The following is a 20,324-nucleotide window of genomic DNA, read 5'->3' on the forward strand; positions in this document are numbered from 1 at the left end:
TCACATGTCCAACCCGATCGGGCAGCTCACGCCGGTGCCGCCGATGCCGCAGTAGCCGTTCGGGTTCTTGGCCAGGTACTGCTGGTGGTAGTCCTCGGCGTAGTAGAACGGCGGCGCCGGGAACAGGATCTCGGTGGTGATGTCGCCATAGCCAGCGGCGCCGAGCTGCTGCTGGTAGGCATCGCGGCTGGCGATGGCGGCATCGAACTGCGCCTGCGTATGGCAGTACAGCGCCGAGCGGTACTGGGTACCAGTGTCGTTGCCCTGGCGCATGCCCTGGGTGGGGTCGTGGCTTTCCCAGAAGGTGCGCAGCACCGTGTCCAGCGCGACCTGCGCCGGGTCGAACACCACGCGCACCACCTCGGTGTGGCCGGTGAGCCCGGAACAGACTTCCTCGTAGGTCGGGTTGGGGGTGACGCCGCCCTGGTAGCCGACCGCCGTGGTCACCACGCCCGGCAGCTGCCAGAACCTGCGTTCGGCGCCCCAGAAGCAGCCCAGCCCCACGTCCAGCACCTGCAGGCCGGTGAACTCGCCGCGCAGCGGCTGGCCGTTGACGTAATGCACGTTGTGCAGCGGCAGCGGCGTCTCGCGCCCCGGCAACGCTTCTTCCGGCCGCGGCAGACGCTGCTTGAACGCGCCGATGCCCAACAGCCCTTGTCCGATACCCAGCATGATCCGCTCCTCTCAGGCCGGCAGCAGTCCCGGCGCTTCGTCATCGTCACAGATGGGGCCGGCCGCGGCGTCGTCCAAGCCCAGCGCGGCCACGATGTCGTCGGCCTCCGGTTTGGCCGCGTCGGGCACGCAGACCCGCAGCAGGCCGAACAGCGGCAGCTCGCCACCGGCGCCCAGCAGCGATTCGCCGAACACGAAGGCGGGGATGCCGGCGTCTTCCAGCGCGTGCCGGACCAGGTGCGCGTCGAACAGGTTGCTTGTCTGGTAGACCAGTTGCATCGGGCTTCTCCCTGGAAACCGGCGTCAGGCCGGGCGGCACAGCGCGTCGGTGGCGGCCACGCGCTCGCTTTCCTGTTCCGCCGCCTGGCGCCACTGCCGCAGTGCCGGCAGGGCGAACAGCGCCTGCATGTAGGCCGCGGCGGTGTCGTCCACCGCCACGCCATAGCCGTCGAAGCGGATCGCGACCGGCGCGAACATGGCGTCGACGATGCCGAATCCGCCGAACAGGAAATCGCCGCCGGCGCCGTGGTCGCGGCGCAGCCCGCGCCACAGCGCCTGCACGCGGTCGATGTCGCGCTGCGCGGCGGCGTCCCAGCGGTAGGCATCGGGCCGGCGGCGGCTGTTCATCGGCAGCTGGGTGCGCAGCGCGGTGAAGCCGGAGTGCATTTCCGCCGCGGCGGCACGGGCCAGCGCGCGCCGGTGCAGGTCGGCCGGCCAGCCGTTGCCGTCCAGCCAGCGCTCGTTGGCGTATTCGCAGATCGCCAGCGAGTCCCAGAGCGCCAGCGCGCCATCGTGCAGGGCCGGCACCTTGCCGGTGGGCGAGTGGCGCAGGGCCTGGGCGGCGAAGTCCGGCGCGTCCAGCGCCAGCCGCACCTCGTCGAACTCGACGCCGAACTGGCGCAGCAGCAGCCAGGGACGCAGGGACCAGGAGGAGTAGTTCCTGTTGCCGATCACCAGGACGGGGCGGTTCATGGGCGCAACCTGCGGGCGGGGCGCCCAGCATAGCGCCGGTCCGGCAGCCGGCGCCGGGCTCGGCTAAACTTGCGTTCTTTCAATACGCTGCGCCCCCATGTCCGAGAACACGCCTGCCGCTGCCGCCACGCCGGAGACCGCTCCTGCCGAAAAGCGGGATTTCATCCGCCAGATCGTCCGCGAGGACCTGGCCAGCGGCAAGCACACCGCGATCAAGACCCGCTTCCCGCCCGAGCCCAATGGCTACCTGCACATCGGCCACGCCAAGTCGATCTGCCTGAACTTCGGCATCGCCGGCGAGTTCGGCGGCGTGTGCAACCTGCGCTTCGACGACACCAACCCGGCCAAGGAGGACCCGGAGTACGTGGCCGCGATCCAGGACGACGTGCGCTGGCTGGGCTTCGAATGGCACGAGCTGCGCCACGCCTCGGACTATTTCGAGGCCTACTACCTGGGCGCGCAGAAGCTGATCCGCGAGGGCAAGGCCTATGTCTGCGACCTGTCGGCCGAGGAAGTGCGCGCCTACCGCGGCACCCTGACCGAGCCGGGCCGTCCCTCGCCGTACCGCGAGCGCAGCGTCGAGGAGAACCTGGACCTGTTCGCGCGCATGCGCGCCGGCGAGTTCGCCGATGGCGCCCGCACCCTGCGCGCCAAGATCGACATGGCCAGCGGCAACATCAACCTGCGCGACCCGGCGCTCTACCGCATCAAGCACGTCGAGCACCAGAACACCGGCAACGCCTGGCCGATCTACCCGATGTACGACTACGCGCACGCGCTGGGCGATGCGCTGGAAGGCATCACCCATTCGCTGTGCACGCTGGAGTTCGAGGACCACCGCCCGCTGTACGACTGGTGCGTGGACAACGTCGACTTCGCCCACGACGACGCGCTGACCCAGCCGCTGGCCGACAAGGGCCTGCCGCGCGAGGCGGCCAAGCCGCGCCAGATCGAGTTCTCGCGGCTGAACATCAACTACACGGTGATGAGCAAGCGCAAGCTGATGGCGCTGGTCACCGAGCAGCTGGTGGACGGCTGGGACGACCCGCGCATGCCGACCCTGCAGGGCCTGCGCCGCCGCGGCTACACGCCGTCGGCGATGCGCCTGTTCGCCGAGCGCGTGGGCATTTCCAAGCAGAACTCGCTGATCGATTTCAGCGTGCTGGAAGGCGCGCTGCGCGAGGACTTGGACAGCGCCGCGCCGCGCCGCATGGCGGTGATCGAGCCGCTGAAGTTCGTGCTGGCCAACCTGCCCGAAGGCCATGAGGAAACACTGACCTTCAGCAACCACCCCAAGGACGAATCCTTCGGCGAGCGCCAGGTGCCGTTCTCGCGCGAACTGTGGATCGAGCGCGAGGATTTCGCCGAAGTCCCGCCCAAGGGCTGGAAGCGCCTGGTGCCGGGCGGCGAAGTGCGCCTGCGCGGCGCCGGCATCGCCCGCGTCGACGAGGTGGTGAAGAACGAGGCCGGCGAGATCATTGAGCTGCGCGGCTGGCTGGACCCGGAATCGCGCCCGGGCATGGAGGGCGCCAACCGCAAGGTCAAGGGCACCATCCACTGGGTCAGCGCCAAGCACGCGGTGGCGGCGGAAATCCGCCTGTACGACCGCCTGTTCTCGGTGCCGAACCCGGACGACGAAGCCGAGGGCAAGACCTACCGCGATTACCTGAACCCGGAATCGCGCAGGGTGGTCACCGGCTACGTGGAACCGGCCGCGGCCAGCGCCGTGCCGGAGCAGTCGTTCCAGTTCGAGCGCACCGGCTATTTCGTCGCCGACCGCCGCGACCACACGGCGGACACGCCGGTGTTCAACCGCAGCGTGACCCTGCGCGACACCTGGGCCGGCTGACCGCAGGGCGGCGGGCATGAGGCCCGCCGCCCGTTCCATCGCAGGACGACACGCCCGTGCCCGCCCTGCGGGCCGGGCCGCGCGGCCGCGCCCTGCACGGTCCGCACCGGCGCGCCGGGCTACACTGGCCGCCGCATTCCCCTGTCCAACGCTCACGAGGCACCGCCCCGCATGCTGTACGCGCAAGTCCACCTGACCCTGCCGGCCTGGATCCACGAAGTCGTCGACACCCGCCGCGTGTATCCCGGCGACGAGGCCAAGGTCGCGCTGGCGGTCGAGCTGTCGCGGCTGAACGTGGACGCGGAAACCGGCGGTCCGTTCGGCGCGGTGGTGTTCGGCCCGGACGACCGCGTCATCGCCGCCGCGGTCAACCGCGTGGTGCCGCACTGCACTTCGCTGGCGCATGCCGAGAACATGGCCTACATGCTGGCGCAGCAGCGGCTGCAGACCCCGCGCCTGAACGACGCGCTGTCGCCGGTGACCCTGGCCACCTCCTCGCAGCCGTGCTGCCAGTGCTATGGCGCGACGATCTGGGCGGGCATCGACCGCCTGCTGATCGGCGCCAGCGCCGCCGACGTCGAGGAACTGACCCCGTTCGACGAAGGCCCGCTGCCGGCCGACTGGGTCGGCGAACTGAACCGGCGCGGCATCGAGGTCGTGCAGGGCCTGCACCGCGACGCCGCCCGCGCCGTGCTGCGCCACTACGGCCAGAGCGACGGCGCGCGGTATTGAGCCTTTATGCCCCTCTCCCTTTGGGGTGAGAGGGGCAGCTTGCGAACCCCCGGTTCGCTGTCCCTCGAACGCCCTTGCGCCAGCGCAAGGGCCGGGGCGCGAAGCGGGGGTTGGGGGTGAGGGTACGGGGCGAAGCCCTCGTGATGCCAAATTGCACCAGGCTTCGCCCGAACCCTCATCCGCCCCTCCGGGGCACCTCGCTCCGCGCCCCGGCCCGGCGCAGCGCGCCGGGCGTTCAGTCGTGTGCGAGCCTATGGCTCGCAAGCCACACGCCTTCACCCCAACGGGAGAAGGCACACCACCGCTTCGCCCCATTTCAAAAGGACTCACATGACCGGCCTGCTCTGCTACTGCCGCCAAGGCTTCGAGCCGGAACTGGCCGCCGAACTGACCGAGCGCGCCGGTCATGCCGGCATCGCCGGCTATGCGCGCACGCAGCGCAACGACGGCTACGTGGTGTTCGTCAGCGACGACGCCGACGCGCTCGACCGCGCCCTGCCCTGGCGCGGGCTGATCTTCGCCCGGCAGAAGCTGCGCCTGCTGGCTGAGCTGCCGCAGCTGGACCCGGCCGACCGCATCAGCCCGATCATCGCCGCGCTGCAGGGCCAGCCGCGCTTCGGCGAGCTGTGGGTGGAGCACCCCGATTCGGACGCGGGCAAGCCGCTGGCCGGGCTGGCGCGCAGTTTCGGCAATGCGCTGCGCCCGGCGCTGCGCAAAGCCGGCCTGCTCGCCGACAAGGACAACAACAGGCTGCCGCGGCTGCACGTGGTGTTCGTCGATGGCACCCATGCCTTCGTCGGCGTCGCCGACACCCGCGACAGCGCGCCGTGGGCGCTGGGCATCCCGCGCCTGAAACTGCTGCCCGAAGCGCCCTCGCGCTCGGCGCTGAAGCTGGACGAGGCGCTGCTGACCCTGCTCACGCCCGAGGAACGCGAGGCGCTGGTCAAGCCCGGCATGCGCGCGGCCGACCTCGGCGCCGCGCCCGGCGGCTGGACCTGGGTGCTGACACGCCAGCACCTGCATGTCACCAGCATCGACAACGGCCCGCTGCGCCAGCACGTGCTCGACACCGGGCTGGTCGACCACCTGCGCGCCGACGGCTTCCACTGGCAGCCGGAAACGCCGCTGGACTGGATGGTCTGCGACATGGTCGAACAGCCGCGACGCGTGGCCGAACGCATGGCCACCTGGCTGCGCGAAGGCTGGTGCCGCTACGCCATCTTCAACCTCAAGCTGCCGATGAAGAAGCGCTGGGACGAGACCCGCCTGTGCCTGGACCTGTTCGCCGCACAGGCCGGCCGGCCGCTGACCGTGCGCGCCAAGCAGCTGTACCACGACCGCGAGGAGATCACCGTGCTGGCGATGCCGGCGCGCGCGTGAGTCCCTTCTCCCGTTGGGGTGAAGGCATGTGGCTTGCGAGCCATAGGCCCGCACACGACTGAACGCCCGGCGCGCTGCGCCGGGCCGGGGCGCGGAGCGAGGTGCCCCGAAGGGGCGGCTGAGGGCATGGGCCCAGCCTCGCAGAGGCCTTCCCGGCAATGTCCCATGCGGGGCGAGCCACGCATCTACGATCGTGCGTCGTTGTCACCGCAACCACCGGCCGGCGGCTCTGGCACACTGCGGGCCTGTCCCGCATGGAGAGCGCCGCCATCGCCCGTCACGTCCTGTTGCGCCCTGCCGTCGCCGCGTTGTGCCTGGCTCTCTACGGCAACGCCATCGCCGCACCTGATTTCCTCGTCCGCGACCACGTCGGCGACGGTGTGTTCACCGCCGGCATCGAGGGCCCGGCCACCGGCCCGGACGGCGCGCTGTACGTGGTCAACTACGGCCGCGACGGCACCATCGGCCACGTCGATGCGGACGGCGGGGCCGGGCTGTTCGTCACCCTGCCCGAAGGCAGCGTCGGCAACGGCATCCGCTTCGGCGCCGATGGCGCGATGTTCGTGGCCGACTACAAGGGCCATGCCGTGCTGCGCGTCGATCCGGCCACGCGCGCGGTGTCGGTGTTCGCGCGCCTGGACGGCGCGCACCAGCCCAACGACATCGCGCGGGCGCCGGACGGCACGCTCTATGCGAGCGACCCGGACTGGGCCAATCCCGACAACGGCCAGCTGTGGCGCATCGACCGCGACGGCAGCGCGCAGCGGCTGGAATCGGGCATGGGCACCACCAACGGCATCGAGGTCAGCCCGGACGGGCGCCGCCTGTACGTCAACGAGAGCGTGCAGCGCAACGTCTGGGTATACGACCGCGATGCCGACGGCGCGCTGTCGAACAAGCGCCTGCTGATCCGCTTCGATGCGCACGGCATGGACGGCATGCGCTGCGACGCCGACGGCAACCTGTACATCGCCCGCTACGACGCCGGCGTCGTCGCCATCGTCTCGCCCGCCGGCGAGCTGCTGCGCGAGGTGCCGCTCAAGGGCCGCAAGCCGACCAATGTGGCCTTCGGCGGCGCCGACGGCCGGCAGGTGTACGTGACGCTGCAGGACCGCGGCGCCATCGAGACCTTCCGCGCCGACCGCCCCGGACGTGAATACGGACATTGACGCGACCGGGCGCGCGGCGTCTCAATCCGCGCAACCGCGATCGGGCATGCTGTCACCCCTGGGAGGACACGCATGCACGCCATCGAACTGAAAGACCCGGCCGGCTTCGGCAATGAATTCCTGCGGCTGACCCTGCTGCAGGGCTTCCAGTCGCTGACCAAGCGCGACCTGGAACTGCTGATCTTCGTGCTGCTGGAACGCGACGGGGCCATCGACCGCGGCGATTCCAACGCCAGCGTGGCGCTGCAGCTGCGGGTGACGCCGGCCAAGGTCAAGGGCCTGCGCCGCGACGGCTATGCCCGCTGGCGCGCGCTGGTGCCCGAGGAGGCCGACGACGCCCTGCAGCGCATCGTCGCCACCGTGCTGACCGAGGCCAACCTGCGCTCGGGGGCGAAGCACGTGAGCGAGCGCAGCCGCAAGGAAGGTTTCCTCGCCATCCGCATCGAACACCCCGACGACGCGCAGCGCTTCGAGCAGGCCATCCTCGAGGTCGGCGCGCTGCCGGTGTACGAGCGCAACCGCGAGGTGGTGGCGGTGCGCTTCGACACGCTGCTGAAGATCGCCGAGCGCTGGGGCTACCTGCAGCCCGACCCGCAGGCGACGGTGGCGGCGCTGAAGAAGCTGGCGCCCGCCTCGGAGGAAGTGGCCGACCTGCTGAAGAAGGACGTCGCCCAGCTGCGCTGGGACGACGTGCGCCGCGCCCTGAACAGCTTGGGCGCCAAGGCGGTCAGCTCCACCGTCGAGGGCGGCCTGAAGGGCCTGCTGAAACTGGCGTTTCCGTTCATTCCGGGCTGAGCAACGCGCGGATGGCGCGGCGCTGAACCGGCGGCAACGTTCAACGGGCCTGCATGCGTTCTTGCGGCCGGTTTAACGGCAGCGGGCCAAGCATCGTGCGCGTGGTTTCCCAACCTGGAGTGCGCCCATGAACCTCTCCCGCCGCCTGCTTCCCGCCCTGCTGCTGTGCGCCGCCGCCAGTGTTCCGGCCCTGGCGCAGGAAACCGGCAGGACCACGCTCACCGACAAGGGCACGCCGGTCACGGTCACCTCGGAAGAACCCGATTCGGTCCGTGACGACTACCATATCGACTTCGCCACGCTGGACCGCAACCACGACGGCTTCATCAGCCGCGAGGAAGCCCAGGCCAACCCCACGCTCGCGCGCGAGTTCGATGCGCTGGACACCCACCGCAGCGGCCGCCTGAGCCGGGCGCAGCTGGAGGGCTGGATGAAGTGAGGCCGGGCGGGCCGGCAGGCGGAATCCCGTCGTCCGCATGCGAGGTTGCCCGTGTTCCGTCCCTGCTTTTCCGTCATCGTCCTGCTTTCCATGGCGACGGCCGTGTCCGCGCAGAACGCGCCCCGCGACACCGCCGTCACCGCGCCGCTGCCGGCGGCGCCGGTCAACGTGCGCGCCCAGCCGCTGGCCAGCGGCGCGGTCACCCACCAGGTGCAGCTGCCGGCCGAACCCGGGCAGGCGGCGGTGACGGTGCGCTCGATCCAGCCGGACAGCGTGGCCGGCAACTACCGCATCGATTTCGACGCGCTCGACGTGGATGGCGACGGTTTCATCAGCCGCGACGAAGCGCAGGCCAATCCGGCGCTGGCCGACGAATTCAACGCGCTGGACACCGCGCGGCGCGGCAGGCTGGCGCGCGAACAGCTGGCCGGCTGGCTGGTCCGCTGACCTCGCCCGCGCCCGCCTGCCCCCGTAGGAGCGACTTCAGTCGCGAAAGCCTTCAGACGCCCGCGAAAGCTCCGGAAGCATCGCGACTGAAGTCGCTCCTACGACGAATGCGACGCTAGGCTTCCGCTGTTCCGGCACCGTCACACGCCCGAGGCGCGCTTCCAGAACAGCGACAGCAACGGTGGCATGCGCCCGGCCAGGCCGAGCAGCGCGCCGCGCGCCAGGGTCAGGTGCATCTCGTCGTTGGAGAACACCTTGTTGATCGCGTCGAAACCGTAGGCGGCCACCGTGTTGTCGCTGCGCCGCACCCGCGCCCAGCGCCGCAGCCGGTGCGGCGCGGTCCAGTCGGCGCGGTGCAGGCGCGCGTCGCGCACCAGCGCGCGCAGCCCGGCCACGTCGCGCAGGCCGAGGTTGACGCCCTGCCCGGCCAGCGGATGCACCACGTGCGCGGCATCGCCCAGCACCAGCACGCGACCGGCGACGTAGTCGCTGGCCAGTTGCCGGCGCAGCGGGAAGGCCGCGCGCGGCGAGGCCGGGCGCATCGCGCCCAGGCGCCCGGCGAAGGCGTTGCCCAGCTCGCGGCCGAAGGCGTCGTCGTCCAGCGCCAGCACGCGTTCGGCCTCGGCGTCGGGCAGGGTCCAGACGATGGAACTGCGGTGCCGGTCCACCGGCAGCACCGCCAGCGGGCCGGTATCGAGGAAGCGCTGCCAGGCGGTGGCCTCGTTCGGGCGCTCGCTGTCGACGTAGCCGACCACGCCGCGCTGGCCGTAGTCGTGGCGCGACACGGCCAGCCCGGCCAGCGCGCGCAGGGTGGATTCGCCACCGTCGGCGGCGATGGCCACGGCGGCCTCCACGCGGCGGCCGTCGTCCAGGCGCAGGCGCACGCCGCCTTCGTCCTGTTCCATCGACTCGACCCGCGCCGGGCAATGCAGCTGCACGCCGGCCGCCGGCAGCGCCGACCACAGCCGGTCCACCAACAGGCCGTTCTCGACGATCCAGCCCAGCTCGCGGCGGCCCAGCGCGTCGGCATCGAAGGCCAGCTCGCCGCCGCCGGCCGCGTCCCATACCCGCATGCGCAGGTAGGGATACGCCCGCGCCTGCGCCACCTGCGGCCATACGCCCAGCGTTTGCAGCAGCGCCGCGTTGTCGTGGGCGAAGGCGAAAACGCGCAGGTCCGGCCGCTGCGCCGACCACGACGACGGCTCGCGCCCTTCCACCAGGGCCACCTGCAGGCCTTCGCCCGCCAGCGCCAGCGCGCAGGCGGTGCCGACCACGCCGCCGCCGACCACCACCGCGTCCAACCGTCCCCGCCGGCTCATGGCGTCTGGCTCCTGCACAGTTCGGGCACCTGCCCACGGAATCCCATCGCCCCGCCGACCAGGAAGGACTGCAGCGGCGCGGCCTGCGCGGCGGCCACCAGGCCCAGGCTGCGCAGCGGCCGCAGCAGCGCCGCCGCGTTGCCGGTCAGGCGCGCCAGGCCGTCGGAGAAGGCCAGGGTCTGCTCGCGGTCGGGGCCGCGGCGCTGCACGTAGGCCTGCAGCAGGTCGTCGGAACCCGGGTCCCGCGCGGCGTCGCCGATCAGTTCGGCCAGGGTCAGCGCATCGCGCAGGCCCAGGTTGAACCCCTGCGCGCCCAGCGGATGGATGGTCTGCGCGGCGTTGCCCAGCAGCAGCGCGCGCTCGCCGATGAGCCGCTGCGCCAGTACCTGGATCAGCGGGTAGGCGCTGCGCGGGCCGCTTTCCAGCAGCCGCCCGGCGCGCCAGCCCAGCACGTCCTGCAGCCGCGCCAGCCAGGCGGTGTCGTCCAGCGCGGCCACCGCGTCGGCTTCGTCGCGGGCCACGCCATGGACCAGACCATAGTGGCGGTCGCCGCGCGGCAGCAGCGCGGTCGGGCCGGTGTCGGTGAAGCGCTCCCAGGCGGTGCCGTCCGGCGCCCGCGCGCTGCGCACCCGCGCCACGAACAGGGTCTGCAGGTAGTCGTGCTCGCTGGCCTCGATGCCCAGCGCCTGCCGCACCGCGCTGCGGGTACCGTCGGCGCCGACCACCAGCCGCGCGCGCAGGCGGCGTTCGCCGGCCGCGTCGGCGATCAGCACCTCGCGGCGGCCGTCGGCGCATCCGCCCAGCCCCACGAACTTCGCCGGGCGGTAGCGGGTCAGCCGCGACAGGTCGCCCAGCCGTGCTTCCAGCGCACGGCCGAAGTCGCGCGCCACCACCACCTGGCCGAAGGCGTCGCGGCCATAGTCGCGCGCGTCCATCACCACGCGGCCGAAATCGCCGGCGCGGCTGACGTGGATGCGGCGGATCGGGCCCGGCGCGCCTTCCAGGCGCTGCATCACGCCCAGCGCGGTGAGCGCATTGACCGTGGCCGCGGCGAAACTGAGGTTGCGCTGGTCGAACACCGCCGGCAGCTCGCCGGCCGGGGTCGCTTCCACCAGTCCCACGTCCAGCCCCAGCCGGTCCAGCGCGATGGCCAGGCTGGCACCGACCAGTCCGCCACCGACGATCACCACATCATGAAGGTCGCTCATGCCGCCATGATAAAGGCTCGGCCGCCGCGGGCGCCGGGGCGATGCCGCGCCGCAACCGCGTCCACGGCGCGACTGCGGCTAGAATGGCGGCCTGATTCCGCCAGATCCCTCATCACCATGACCGCCAACGTCCAACGCGCCTTCGTCCTGTCCCTGCTCGTGCTGCTGATGGTCGGCACCCGCATCAACCATTTCGCGCCGATCCCGGATGCGTCCTGGGCGGTGTTCTTCATCGGCGGCTTCTACCTGCGCAGCTGGACCCGCTGGGCATTCCCGCTGCTGATGGCGCTGGCGGTGGCCGTTGACTGGACGGTGATCAGCAGCCAGGGCATGGACTTCTGGAGCCACTACTGCGTTTCGGCCGGCTACTGGGCGCTGGTCCCGGCCTACTTCGCCATGTGGGCCGGCGGCATGCTGCTGCGCCGTTCCTACAAGGGCGCCAGCTGGCGCGCGCTGGGCCTGTTCGCCGCCACCCTGGTCGGCGCGGTGGTGGTCTGCCACCTGTTCGCGCAGGGCGGCTTCTACTGGACCAGCAGCGTCGTCGCCGAGCCGACCGTCGCCGGCTGGTTCAAGAACTACAGCGACTGGCTGCTGCCGTACATGCGCACTGCGGCGATGTACACCGGCATGGCCGCGCTGGCGCAGGTCGCCGCCGAGGCGTTCGCGCGCCAGTCGGCCGCCGACCGCGTCGCGCACTGACCGCGGCGGCGCACGATGGGCAACCGGCTCTCGAAGATCTACACCCGTACCGGCGACGACGGCAGCACCGGCCTGGGCGACGGCAGCCGCACCGGCAAGGACTCGCTGCGGGTCAACGCCTACGGCACCGTCGACGAGGCCAACTCGGCCATCGGCGTGCTGCTGGCGGTGGCCCTGCCGGAGGACGTGCGCGCGCTGCTGACCACGATCCAGCACCAGCTGTTCGATCTCGGCGGCGAGCTGTGCATCCCCGGCCACGCCGCGATCCAGGCCGCCGACATCGACGCGCTGGAACGGCACCTGGACCGCTACAACGACGACCTGCCGCCGCTGAAGGATTTCATCCTGCCGGCTGGCGGCGAGGCCGCGGCGCGCTGCCACCTGGCCCGCACCATCGTGCGCCGCGCCGAGCGCGAGACCGTCGCGCTGGCCCGGGTCGAGGCCGTGCGCGGCGAGGCGGTGCGCTACCTGAACCGCCTGTCCGACCTGCTGTTCGTGCTGGCGCGGGTGCTGGCCCGTGCCGACGGCCACGGCGAGGTACTCTGGAACCACGAGCGCCGGCGCGCCTGACGCGCCGCTGCAGCGCCGATGAAGCCCGGCCCCGGCATCGCCCGGGGCTTCGGTTACAGTGCCGGGCATGCTCGTATTCACCCACCCGGCCTGCCTGGGCCATGACCCCGGCCCCGACCACCCCGAATCGCCCGAGCGGCTGCGCGCGGTGCTGGACGCGCTGCACCAGGCATTCCCGGCGCAGCTGGACTGGCGCCAGGCGCCGCCGGCCAAGCTCGGCGAGCTGGCGCGGGTGCACGAGCGCGAGCTGATCGACAGCGTGCTGCAGGCGCAGACCGCGCCGCTGCGGCGGATCGACCTGGACACCTTCACCTCGCCCGGTTCGGCCAGCGCCGCACTGCATGCCGCCGGCGCCGGCGTGGCGGCGGTCGACGCGGTGATGCGCGGCCCCGGGCGGCGCGCGTTCTGCGCGGTGCGGCCGCCCGGCCACCACGCCACCGCCGGCACTGCGATGGGCTTCTGCCTGTTCAACAACGTCGCCGTGGCCGCCGCCTATGCGCGCGACGTGCACGGGCTGGAGCGGATCGCCATCGTCGATTTCGACGTCCACCACGGCAACGGCACCCAGGCGATCTTCGAGACCGATGCGCGCGTGGCCTATTACAGCAGCCACGAATCCGGCCTGTTCCCCTACTCGGGCAGCATGCGCGAGCGTGGCGTGGGCAACGTCTGCAACATCCTGCTGCCGCCGGGCAGCGGCGGCTTCCGCTTCCGCAACACCTGGGCCGACGAGCTGCTGCCGCAGGTGGATGCCTTCCGCCCACAGCTGCTGCTGGTCTCGGCCGGTTTCGACGCGCACATGCGCGACCCGCAGGCCGACCTGATGGTGGAGACCGGGGATTTCGGCTGGCTGGCCGCCGAACTGGCGGCGCTGGCCGACCGCCATGCCGACGGCCGGCTGGTGTCGCTGCTCGAGGGCGGCTACGACCTGCAGGCGCTGGCCGAATGCAGCGTGGCCCATGTGGGCGCCCTGCTGGCCCGGTGACGGGTGCATGAACCCCACCCCCCGCCCAGGCAGGTCCTTCATTGCCCCCATGCAGTCGATGCGGCAAGCTAGCGGCCGTTTTCCCTGAATCCGATCCCGCGTGCGCCGAGCCCTTCGCCTGCTTCCCCTGCCCCTGAGCATCGCCTTCAGCCTGTCGGCGATGGCCAGCGAGAAGCCGATGAACTGGAACCTGTGCCCGGCCACCGACGTGCTGCCGGCCTTCGACGAGGCGCCGGCGGCCGACCCGGGCACGGCCGCCACCCGCGACCAGTTGCCGACCGACATCGAGGGCGACCAGCTTTCCGGCACCAGCACGATCCCGCAGTACGCGGGCAACGTGGCGCTCAAGCGCGGCGACCAGTTCATGGGCACCGACAACCTGCGCTTCGACACCGAAACCGGCAACTACATCGCCGACGGCAACGTGCGCTACTCCGACTCGTCGATCCGCCTGACCGCCAGGCGCGCCGAGGGCAACCAGGAAACGGACAGCCACAAGATCAGCGACATCCGCTACCAGCTGGTCTCGCGCCGCGGCAACGGCAGCGCCGACTCCATCGACCTGCAGGGGTCGGTCGGGCAGATGCACCGCTCCACCTACACCACCTGCGACCCCTCGCAGCCGGTATGGAAACTGGTGGCGCCGCAGATCGAGGTGGACAACGACGAGGGCTTCGGCACCGCCCGCAATGCGGTGCTGCGCGTGGGCAAGGTGCCGGTGATGTACATGCCCTGGTTCAAGTTCCCGATCGACGACCGGCGCATGACCGGCCTGCTCTATCCCAAGCTGAGCGTGTCCGGGCGCAACGGCTTCGACTACGCGCAGCCCATCTATTTCAACCTGGCGCCGAACTACGACGACACCCTGACCCCGCGCTGGATGAGCAAGCGCGGGGGCATGCTGACCAACGAGTTCCGCTACCTGTACGACGGTGGCAGGGGGCAGCTGGACACCAGCTGGATGCCGCACGACTCGCTGCGCGACAAGGAGCGCGGCAAGGTCGAATACCGCGGCTACCACAACATCGACAGCCATTGGCAGGCGCGTGCGGGCCTCAGCTGGGTCAGCGACGAGTATTACATCGAGGATTTCGCCAACCGCCTGCTCGGCGTGACCGCCTCCAACCTGCAGAGTACCGCCGGCCTGTATGGCACCGGGCGGACCTGGACGGCCGGGCTCATGGCCGACCGCTGGCAGCTGACCGATTACACCCTGACCGAGTCCTCCCTGCCCTACAACCGCCAGCCGCGCCTGTTCGGCACCTGGGACGACAGCTTCGGCCGCTGGTTCGAGGCCGGGGTCTATGCCGAGGCGGTGCGCTTCACCCATGATGACGTGCGCGCAAAGCGCGTCGTCGATGGCGAGTACGTGCGCACCGGAGCGGTGACGCCGATGGATGGCGGCTCGCGCCTGGACATCAAGCCCTACGTGTCGATGCCGCTGGCCGGCGCCGCCTGGTACATCACCCCGACCCTGGCCTGGCGCTACACCGCCTACGAACTGGAGCGCGGCCTGGCCGACAGCATCCGCCGCAGCCAGCTGGTCGCGGCGGGCATCAACCCGGCCACCGCCACCCCGGAACAGCTGCGCGGCAATACCGCGCCGCACCGCAGCCTGCCCATCGCCAGCGTGGACATGGGGGTCTATTTCGACCGCGAGACCAGCATCGGGGGCAAGTCCTACCTGCATACCCTGGAACCGCGCCTGTTCTATCTGAACACGCCGTACCGCGACCAGGACGACCTGCCGCTGTTCGATACCCGCGCCTTCACCTTCAGCTGGGGCCAGCTGTTCCGCGATTCGCGCTACAGCGGCGCCGACCGCCAGAACGACGCCAACCAGCTGACCACCGCCCTGACCACGCGCCTGATCCGCCAGGCCGACGGCCGCGAAAAGCTCTCGGCCAGCATCGGCCAGATCACCTACTTCGAGGATTCGCGGGTCACCCTGAACGACCGCGAGGCCATCGTCGAGCAAGGCAAATCGGCGTGGGTGGCGGACGTGAACTGGGCGATCAACGACCGCTGGACCCTGGGCAGCACCTACCAGTGGAACCCGAAGTACCGCAAGGAGGACCTGGCCAGCATCCGTGCCCGCTACCTGATGCCGGAAGACGGCGTGGTCAACCTGGCCTACCGCTACCGGCGCAACCCGAACACCGGCGCGGACCAGCTCAAGCAGGCCGACCTGTCCTTCCTGTACCCGATCAACCCGCGCTGGAGCATCGTCGGCCGCTATTACTACTCGATGCTCGACCACAAGCCGCTGGAGATCATCGGCGGCGTGCAGTGGGACAGCTGCTGCCTGGCCGTGCGCGCCCTGGCCCGCCGCTACGTGCGCAACCGCGAGGGCGAGATGAACAACTCCTTCCAGGTCGAGTTCGTGCTCAAGGGCCTGAGCTCGGTCGGGCAGGACACGGACCGCACCTTGCGCCGTGCTATTCTCGGCTACAACCGAGACGACCTGTACCTCGTTCCGCCCAGCAACATCGAGGCGAACGACGACGACTACGATCCGAACCTGATTCCATGACCAAGACCCTATCTGCAGTCCTCGCCACCCTGCTGGCGCTTGCCGGCGTGTCCGCACCGGTTGCCGCGCAGCAGACGCAGCCGCTGGACCGCATCGCCGCCGTCGTCGACGAGGACGTGATCCTGCAGAGCGAGCTGCAGCGCGCGGTAAACAACATCAAGTCGCAGTACGCCGGCCGCGAGCACCAGCTGCCGCCGGAAAGCGTGCTCGAGCGCCAGGTGCTCGAGCGCCTGGTGCTGGTCAAGCTGCAGGTGGCCCGCGCCGAGAGCAGCGGCATCCGCGTCAGCGGCGAGGAACTGAACCACGCCATCGCCAGCATCGCCCAGCAGAACGGCACCGACGTGGACGGCCTGCGCCAGCGCCTGGCCCAGGACGGCATCGGCTTCGAGGACTTCCGCAATTCGGTGCGCGAGGAAATCGTCACCCAGCGCCTGCGCCAGAGCTTCGCGCAGAGCCGCATCAGCGTCAGCGAGGGCGAGGTCGACGCGGCGCTGGCGCAGCAGAACGCCGGCGGCATGCAGTACCACCTGGCGCACATCCTGGTGGCGCTGCCCGACGGCGCCAGCGCCGAGCAGATCGCCACCGGCCAGAGCAAGATCGACGGCATCAAGAACCTGGTCGACAAGGGCGAGCTGGACTTCTCCGCCGCCGCGGTGCGCTACTCCGACAGCCCCAACGCGCTGGAAGGCGGCGACCTGGGCTGGCGCAGCCTGGACGAGATTCCCAACGCGTTCTCCGCGCAGATCAAGGCGATGAAGGCCGGCGACGTGATCGGCCCGATCCGCGGCCCGAGCGGTTTCCAGCTGCTGAAGCTGGTGGAAGTGCGCGACAGCGACAGCGCCGCCGGCACCCACACCGTCACCGAGTACCACGCCCGCCACATCCTGGTGCGCGTGACCGACCAGGTGGACGACGCGGCGGCCAAGGCAAAGATCGAGACCCTGCGCGCGCGCATCGCCGGCGGCGCCGACTTCCAGGCCGTGGCCAAGGAATCCTCGGACGACGCCAACAGCCGTGGCCAGGGCGGCGACCTGGGCTGGTTCCCGGCCGACGCCTTCGGCCCGGACTTCGGCCGCCAGGTGGAGAGCGTGCAGGACGGTGGCGTGACCGCGCCGTTCCGCACCGATGCCGGCTGGCACATCGTGCAGCGCGTGGCCACCCGCCAGACCGACGTGACCGACGACAACAAGCGCGCGCAGATCCGCGACCAGATCGGCCGCCGCAAGCTGGACGACGAGTACAACCGCTTCCTGCAGGAACTGCGCGGCGACGCCTACGTCAGCTTCCGCACCGGCGACCGCGCCGAGGGCACCGCCGAGCCGGCGGCCGAGCCCGCCAAGCCCTGATCCCATGGTTCCCCAGCTCGCTCTGGTCCCGGGCGAGCCTTCCGGGGTTGGCCCGGAACTCTGCATCCGCCTCATCCAACAGCCGCGCAGCGATTGCCGGCTGTTGGCGTTCGCCGACCCGGATACGCTGCGCGCCGCCGCGGCCGCGCTCGGCCTGCCGCTGAACCTGCTGCCCGAGGACGCGCAGGCATGTGCGCCGGGCGACCTGCGCCTGCGACCGATCCGCAACGCCGCCCCGTCCCGCTTCGGCCAGCCCGATGCCGCCAATGCGCACGCGGTGATCGACGCCCTGCTCGGCGCCGGCCAGGCCTGCCTGGCGGGCCAACTCGATGGCGTGGTCACCGGCCCGGTGCACAAGGCGGTGATCAACCAGGGCGGCATCGCCTACAGCGGCACCACCGAGCTGCTGGCCCACCAGGCCGGGGTCGAGGTGGTGATGATGCTGGCCAACGAGCACATGCGCGTGGCCCTGGCCACCACCCACCTGCCGCTGCGCGCCGTGCCCGAAGCTATCACCGCCGACGGCCTGCGCAAGGTCATCGCCACCACGCACGCCGCGCTGCGCCGCGACTTCGGCCTGGACCGCCCGCGCATCGCCGTGCTCGGCCTGAACCCGCATGCCGGCGAGGACGGCCACCTGGGCCGCGAGGAGCTGGACGTGGTCATCCCGCTGCTGGAACGGCTGCGCGGCGAAGGCCTGGAGCTGGTCGGCCCGCTGCCGGCCGACACCGCCTTCCTGCCCGCAAAGCTGCGCGGCTTCGACGCGGTGCTGGCGATGTACCACGACCAGGGCCTGCCGGTGCTCAAGTACAGCGGCTTCGAGCAGGCGGTGAACATCACCCTGGGCCTGCCCTATCCGCGCGTGGCGGTCGACCACGGCACCGCGCTCGAGCTGGCCGGCAAGGGCACGGCCGACCCTTCCAGCCTGCTGGCGGCCACCGCGCTGTGCGCGCGGCTGGCCGCACAACGTAAAATCGCCCGATGAACTCCTCCCATTCCCCGCGCGCCGGCGCCGGTTTCACCGCGCCGGCGAAGAAGCAGCTGGGCCAGCACTTCCTGGCCGACGCGCATTACGTCGAGAAGATCGTGCTGGCGGTCAACCCGAAGCCCGGCGACCGGCTGGTCGAGATCGGCCCGGGCCAGGGCGCCATCACCTTCCCGCTGCTGCGCCGCCACCCGCAGCTGACGGTGATCGAGTTCGACCGCGACCTGATCGCGCCGCTCACCGCCGCGGCCGCGCCGCTGGGCGAGCTGACCATCGTCCACCGCGACGTGCTGCAGGTCGATTTCACCGAGCTGGCCGGCGGCGCGCCGATCCGGCTGGTCGGCAACCTGCCCTACAACATTTCCTCGCCGATCCTGTTCCACGCGCTGGACCACGCCGCGGCGATCTCGGACATGACCTTCATGCTGCAGAAGGAAGTGGTGGACCGCATGGCCGCCGCGCCGGGCAGCAAGGTCTATGGCCGTTTGAGCGTGATGCTGCAGGCCTGGTGCCAGGTAACCTCGCTGTTCGTGGTGCCGCCCGGCGCGTTCCGGCCGCCGCCGAAGGTGGACTCGGCGGTGGTACGGCTGGTGCCGCGCGACCCGGCCACGGTCGGCATCGTCGATTCGCGGCACTTCGCCAACGTGGTCAAGGCCGCCTTCGGCCAGCGCCGCAAGACCCTGCGCAACGCCTTGAACGGCATCGTCGACGAGGCCGGTTTCGCCGCCGCCGGCGTGCGCAGCGACGCGCGCGCCGAACAGCTGGACGTGGCCGGGTTCATCGCCCTGGCCAACGCCACCGTCGCCTGACGTCCGTTCCACCCGCTTTTGCTTACACTTGCCCGCATGGACGATTCCCGCCACTACGCGATCGAGATCGAGGTATCGCCTCGTTTCGTCGACGAACAGTCGGCCCCCGAGGACGGGCGCTACGCGTTCGCCTATACGATCCGCATCCACAACCGCGGCACCGTGCCGGCGCGGTTGATCAGCCGCCACTGGCGCATCACCGACGGCAACGGCCGCACCGAGCACGTGGATGGCGATGGCGTGGTCGGCGAGCAGCCGCGGCTGCGCCCGGGCGAGGAGTTCCGCTACACCTCCGGGGTCATGCTCGGCACCGAGCGCGGCACCATGCAGGGCCACTACGACATGCTGGCCGACGACGGCACCGAGTTCGCCGCGCCGGTCGCGCCGTTCGTGCTCTCCATTCCCAGGACCCTGCACTGATGGCGACCTGGGCGATCGGCGACCTGCAGGGCTGCTACGACGTCACCCAGCGGCTGCTGGAGAAGATCAACTTCGACCCGGCCGCCGACCGGCTGTGGTTCTGCGGCGACCTGGTCAACCGCGGCGGGCAGTCGCTGGAAACCCTGCGCCTGGTGCATTCGCTGCGCGAGCAGTGCGTGGTGGTGCTGGGCAACCACGACCTGTCGCTGCTGGCCGTGGGCGCGCGCAGCGCCGAGGAACAGCGCAAGGTCAACCCGGACCTGCAGCGCGTGGTGCTCGCCGAGGACCGCGACGTGCTGCTGGACTGGCTGCGCCAGCAGAAGCTGGTGCACGTGGACCGCGAGCTGGGCTGGATGATGTTCCATGCCGGGCTGGCGCCGAAGTGGACCGTGGCGATGGCCGAAAAGCATGCGCGCGAGGTCGAGCAGCAGCTGCACGGCAACGGCTACCGCAAGCTGCTGCGCAACATGTATGGCGACGGCCCCAGCTGGGCGCCGAACCTGACCGGCTACGACCGCTCGCGCGCGATCATCAACTTCTTCACCCGCATGCGCTACTGCACGCCGCGCGCGCGCATCGGCATGGAAGACAAGGGCACGCCGGGCACCCAGCAGCAGGGCATGTACCCGTGGTTCGAGGTCCCGGGCCGGGTCGAGCGCGAACTGAAGATGGTCTGCGGCCACTGGTCGGCGCTGGGCCTGACCATCACCCAGGGCGTGCACGCCATCGACACCGGCGCGGTATGGGGCGGCAAGCTCACCGCGCTGCAGCTGGACAGCGAGGAACTGCGCGTGGTGCAGGTGCCGGGCCGCGACGTGCCGGCGCCGGTGCCCGGCGCGCATCCGCCGCGCAGACCGCCGGCCGAGCGCCGCCCGGAACCGCGCAACGAAGCGCAGGGCGAACGCCGTGATGCGCGGCGCCGGCCGCGCCGGCATCGCCCGCACAACGGCGGAAACGGCGGCGGAACGCCCAGCGGGAAACCGTAGCGCCGGGTT

Annotated in this window: 21 protein-coding genes; 16 read left to right on the forward strand and 5 right to left on the reverse strand. The window is 71.0% G+C overall.

Annotated elements, in window-relative coordinates:
• From msrA to AC06FP_RS01475, 3 genes are read right to left on the reverse strand one after another with little or no spacing between them, the layout of a single operon-like run.
• The gene (msrA, locus tag AC06FP_RS01465; RefSeq protein WP_478074737.1) at positions 1–651 is read right to left on the reverse strand and encodes a peptide-methionine (S)-S-oxide reductase MsrA; all 651 of its coding nucleotides are present in this window, start codon (positions 649–651) and stop codon (positions 1–3) included.
• A gap of 33 nt (positions 652–684) precedes the next feature.
• Entirely contained in the window at positions 685–951 is a 267-nt protein-coding gene (locus AC06FP_RS01470; RefSeq protein ID WP_478074219.1) for a putative signal transducing protein, read from the reverse strand.
• Positions 952–975: 24 nt separating this feature from the next.
• On the reverse strand, positions 976–1,644 hold the full coding sequence (locus AC06FP_RS01475; protein ID WP_456117020.1) for a glutathione S-transferase: 669 nt from the start codon (positions 1,642–1,644) through the stop codon (positions 976–978).
• Between the two features lie 97 nt (positions 1,645–1,741).
• On the opposite strand from AC06FP_RS01475, the gene AC06FP_RS01480 reads away from it, so the two are divergent.
• From AC06FP_RS01480 to AC06FP_RS01510, 7 genes are all read left to right on the forward strand, one after another.
• Positions 1,742–3,493 carry a glutamine--tRNA ligase/YqeY domain fusion protein gene (locus AC06FP_RS01480; protein WP_478074220.1) on the forward strand — a complete coding sequence of 584 codons (1,752 nt, stop codon included), beginning with the start codon at positions 1,742–1,744 and terminating at the stop codon, positions 3,491–3,493.
• 171 nt (positions 3,494–3,664) lie between these two features.
• Entirely contained in the window at positions 3,665–4,225 is a 561-nt protein-coding gene (locus AC06FP_RS01485) for a nucleoside deaminase (protein WP_478074221.1), read from the forward strand.
• 330 nt (positions 4,226–4,555) lie between these two features.
• Entirely contained in the window at positions 4,556–5,605 is a 1,050-nt protein-coding gene (rlmM, locus tag AC06FP_RS01490) for a 23S rRNA (cytidine(2498)-2'-O)-methyltransferase RlmM (RefSeq protein WP_478074222.1), read from the forward strand.
• 254 nt (positions 5,606–5,859) lie between these two features.
• Entirely contained in the window at positions 5,860–6,774 is a 915-nt protein-coding gene (locus AC06FP_RS01495; RefSeq protein ID WP_478074223.1) for an SMP-30/gluconolactonase/LRE family protein, read from the forward strand.
• Between the two features lie 72 nt (positions 6,775–6,846).
• Positions 6,847–7,569, forward strand: a complete 723-nt coding sequence (locus AC06FP_RS01500; protein WP_456117025.1) for a hypothetical protein — start codon at positions 6,847–6,849, stop codon at positions 7,567–7,569.
• Between the two features lie 127 nt (positions 7,570–7,696).
• Positions 7,697–8,008 (forward strand): hypothetical protein, encoded by a 312-nt coding sequence (locus tag AC06FP_RS01505; RefSeq protein ID WP_478074224.1) that lies wholly within the window; start codon positions 7,697–7,699, stop codon positions 8,006–8,008.
• A 90-nt stretch (positions 8,009–8,098) separates the two neighbouring features.
• A complete protein-coding gene (locus tag AC06FP_RS01510; RefSeq protein WP_478074738.1) occupies positions 8,099–8,455 on the forward strand; it encodes an EF-hand domain-containing protein in 357 nt (118 codons plus the stop codon).
• 140 nt (positions 8,456–8,595) lie between these two features.
• Here the strand turns inward: AC06FP_RS01510 and AC06FP_RS01515 are convergent, their stop codons facing one another.
• Positions 8,596–9,774 carry a UbiH/UbiF family hydroxylase gene (locus AC06FP_RS01515; RefSeq protein WP_478074225.1) on the reverse strand — a complete coding sequence of 393 codons (1,179 nt, stop codon included), beginning with the start codon at positions 9,772–9,774 and terminating at the stop codon, positions 8,596–8,598.
• The gene (ubiH, locus tag AC06FP_RS01520) at positions 9,771–10,982 is read right to left on the reverse strand and encodes a 2-octaprenyl-6-methoxyphenyl hydroxylase (protein ID WP_478074226.1); all 1,212 of its coding nucleotides are present in this window, start codon (positions 10,980–10,982) and stop codon (positions 9,771–9,773) included. The genes AC06FP_RS01515 and ubiH overlap by 4 nt, the downstream gene beginning before the upstream one ends.
• Positions 10,983–11,099: 117 nt before the next feature.
• Between ubiH and AC06FP_RS01525 the strand changes: the two genes are divergently transcribed.
• The 9 genes from AC06FP_RS01525 (at position 11,100) to AC06FP_RS01565 (ending at position 20,315) form a co-directional block, all read left to right on the forward strand.
• A complete protein-coding gene (locus AC06FP_RS01525; protein ID WP_478074227.1) occupies positions 11,100–11,681 on the forward strand; it encodes a hypothetical protein in 582 nt (193 codons plus the stop codon).
• A 15-nt stretch (positions 11,682–11,696) separates the two neighbouring features.
• A complete protein-coding gene (locus AC06FP_RS01530; RefSeq protein ID WP_456117031.1) occupies positions 11,697–12,251 on the forward strand; it encodes a cob(I)yrinic acid a,c-diamide adenosyltransferase in 555 nt (184 codons plus the stop codon).
• A 67-nt stretch (positions 12,252–12,318) separates the two neighbouring features.
• Positions 12,319–13,236, forward strand: a complete 918-nt coding sequence (locus tag AC06FP_RS01535; RefSeq protein WP_478074228.1) for a histone deacetylase family protein — start codon at positions 12,319–12,321, stop codon at positions 13,234–13,236.
• A 100-nt stretch (positions 13,237–13,336) separates the two neighbouring features.
• Positions 13,337–15,769 carry an LPS-assembly protein LptD gene (lptD, locus tag AC06FP_RS01540; RefSeq protein WP_456117033.1) on the forward strand — a complete coding sequence of 811 codons (2,433 nt, stop codon included), beginning with the start codon at positions 13,337–13,339 and terminating at the stop codon, positions 15,767–15,769.
• A complete protein-coding gene (locus tag AC06FP_RS01545; protein WP_478074229.1) occupies positions 15,766–17,115 on the forward strand; it encodes a peptidylprolyl isomerase in 1,350 nt (449 codons plus the stop codon). Before lptD ends, AC06FP_RS01545 begins: the two co-directional genes overlap by 4 nt.
• Positions 17,116–17,119: 4 nt before the next feature.
• Positions 17,120–18,100 (forward strand): 4-hydroxythreonine-4-phosphate dehydrogenase PdxA, encoded by a 981-nt coding sequence (gene pdxA / locus AC06FP_RS01550; protein ID WP_478074230.1) that lies wholly within the window; start codon positions 17,120–17,122, stop codon positions 18,098–18,100.
• Positions 18,097–18,909 carry a 16S rRNA (adenine(1518)-N(6)/adenine(1519)-N(6))-dimethyltransferase RsmA gene (gene rsmA, locus AC06FP_RS01555; protein WP_478074231.1) on the forward strand — a complete coding sequence of 271 codons (813 nt, stop codon included), beginning with the start codon at positions 18,097–18,099 and terminating at the stop codon, positions 18,907–18,909. Before pdxA ends, rsmA begins: the two co-directional genes overlap by 4 nt.
• Before the next feature lie 36 nt (positions 18,910–18,945).
• A complete protein-coding gene (gene apaG / locus AC06FP_RS01560; protein ID WP_153193194.1) occupies positions 18,946–19,329 on the forward strand; it encodes a Co2+/Mg2+ efflux protein ApaG in 384 nt (127 codons plus the stop codon).
• Positions 19,329–20,315, forward strand: a complete 987-nt coding sequence (locus AC06FP_RS01565) for a symmetrical bis(5'-nucleosyl)-tetraphosphatase (protein WP_478074232.1) — start codon at positions 19,329–19,331, stop codon at positions 20,313–20,315. Before apaG ends, AC06FP_RS01565 begins: the two co-directional genes overlap by 1 nt.
• Positions 20,316–20,324: the final 9 nt, after the last annotated feature.

The organism is Stenotrophomonas sp. Steno-Z2 (genome assembly GCF_056393235.1).

Excerpts from the sequence above, each read along its gene's own strand:
- AC06FP_RS01470 (WP_478074219.1), bottom strand. The coding sequence starts at position 951 with ATGCAACTGGTCTACCAGACAAGCAACCTGTTCGACGCGCACCTGGTC.
- AC06FP_RS01475 (WP_456117020.1), bottom strand. The coding sequence starts at position 1,644 with ATGAACCGCCCCGTCCTGGTGATCGGCAACAGGAACTACTCCTCCTGG.
- AC06FP_RS01480 (WP_478074220.1), top strand. The coding sequence starts at position 1,742 with ATGTCCGAGAACACGCCTGCCGCTGCCGCCACGCCGGAGACCGCTCCT.
- AC06FP_RS01485 (WP_478074221.1), top strand. The coding sequence starts at position 3,665 with ATGCTGTACGCGCAAGTCCACCTGACCCTGCCGGCCTGGATCCACGAA.
- rlmM (WP_478074222.1), top strand. The coding sequence starts at position 4,556 with ATGACCGGCCTGCTCTGCTACTGCCGCCAAGGCTTCGAGCCGGAACTG.
- AC06FP_RS01495 (WP_478074223.1), top strand. The coding sequence starts at position 5,860 with ATGGAGAGCGCCGCCATCGCCCGTCACGTCCTGTTGCGCCCTGCCGTC.
- AC06FP_RS01500 (WP_456117025.1), top strand. The coding sequence starts at position 6,847 with ATGCACGCCATCGAACTGAAAGACCCGGCCGGCTTCGGCAATGAATTC.
- AC06FP_RS01505 (WP_478074224.1), top strand. The coding sequence starts at position 7,697 with ATGAACCTCTCCCGCCGCCTGCTTCCCGCCCTGCTGCTGTGCGCCGCC.
- AC06FP_RS01510 (WP_478074738.1), top strand. The coding sequence starts at position 8,099 with ATGGCGACGGCCGTGTCCGCGCAGAACGCGCCCCGCGACACCGCCGTC.
- AC06FP_RS01515 (WP_478074225.1), bottom strand. The coding sequence starts at position 9,774 with ATGAGCCGGCGGGGACGGTTGGACGCGGTGGTGGTCGGCGGCGGCGTG.
- ubiH (WP_478074226.1), bottom strand. The coding sequence starts at position 10,982 with ATGAGCGACCTTCATGATGTGGTGATCGTCGGTGGCGGACTGGTCGGT.
- AC06FP_RS01525 (WP_478074227.1), top strand. The coding sequence starts at position 11,100 with ATGACCGCCAACGTCCAACGCGCCTTCGTCCTGTCCCTGCTCGTGCTG.
- AC06FP_RS01530 (WP_456117031.1), top strand. The coding sequence starts at position 11,697 with ATGGGCAACCGGCTCTCGAAGATCTACACCCGTACCGGCGACGACGGC.
- AC06FP_RS01535 (WP_478074228.1), top strand. The coding sequence starts at position 12,319 with ATGCTCGTATTCACCCACCCGGCCTGCCTGGGCCATGACCCCGGCCCC.
- AC06FP_RS01545 (WP_478074229.1), top strand. The coding sequence starts at position 15,766 with ATGACCAAGACCCTATCTGCAGTCCTCGCCACCCTGCTGGCGCTTGCC.
- pdxA (WP_478074230.1), top strand. The coding sequence starts at position 17,120 with ATGGTTCCCCAGCTCGCTCTGGTCCCGGGCGAGCCTTCCGGGGTTGGC.
- rsmA (WP_478074231.1), top strand. The coding sequence starts at position 18,097 with ATGAACTCCTCCCATTCCCCGCGCGCCGGCGCCGGTTTCACCGCGCCG.
- apaG (WP_153193194.1), top strand. The coding sequence starts at position 18,946 with ATGGACGATTCCCGCCACTACGCGATCGAGATCGAGGTATCGCCTCGT.
- AC06FP_RS01565 (WP_478074232.1), top strand. The coding sequence starts at position 19,329 with ATGGCGACCTGGGCGATCGGCGACCTGCAGGGCTGCTACGACGTCACC.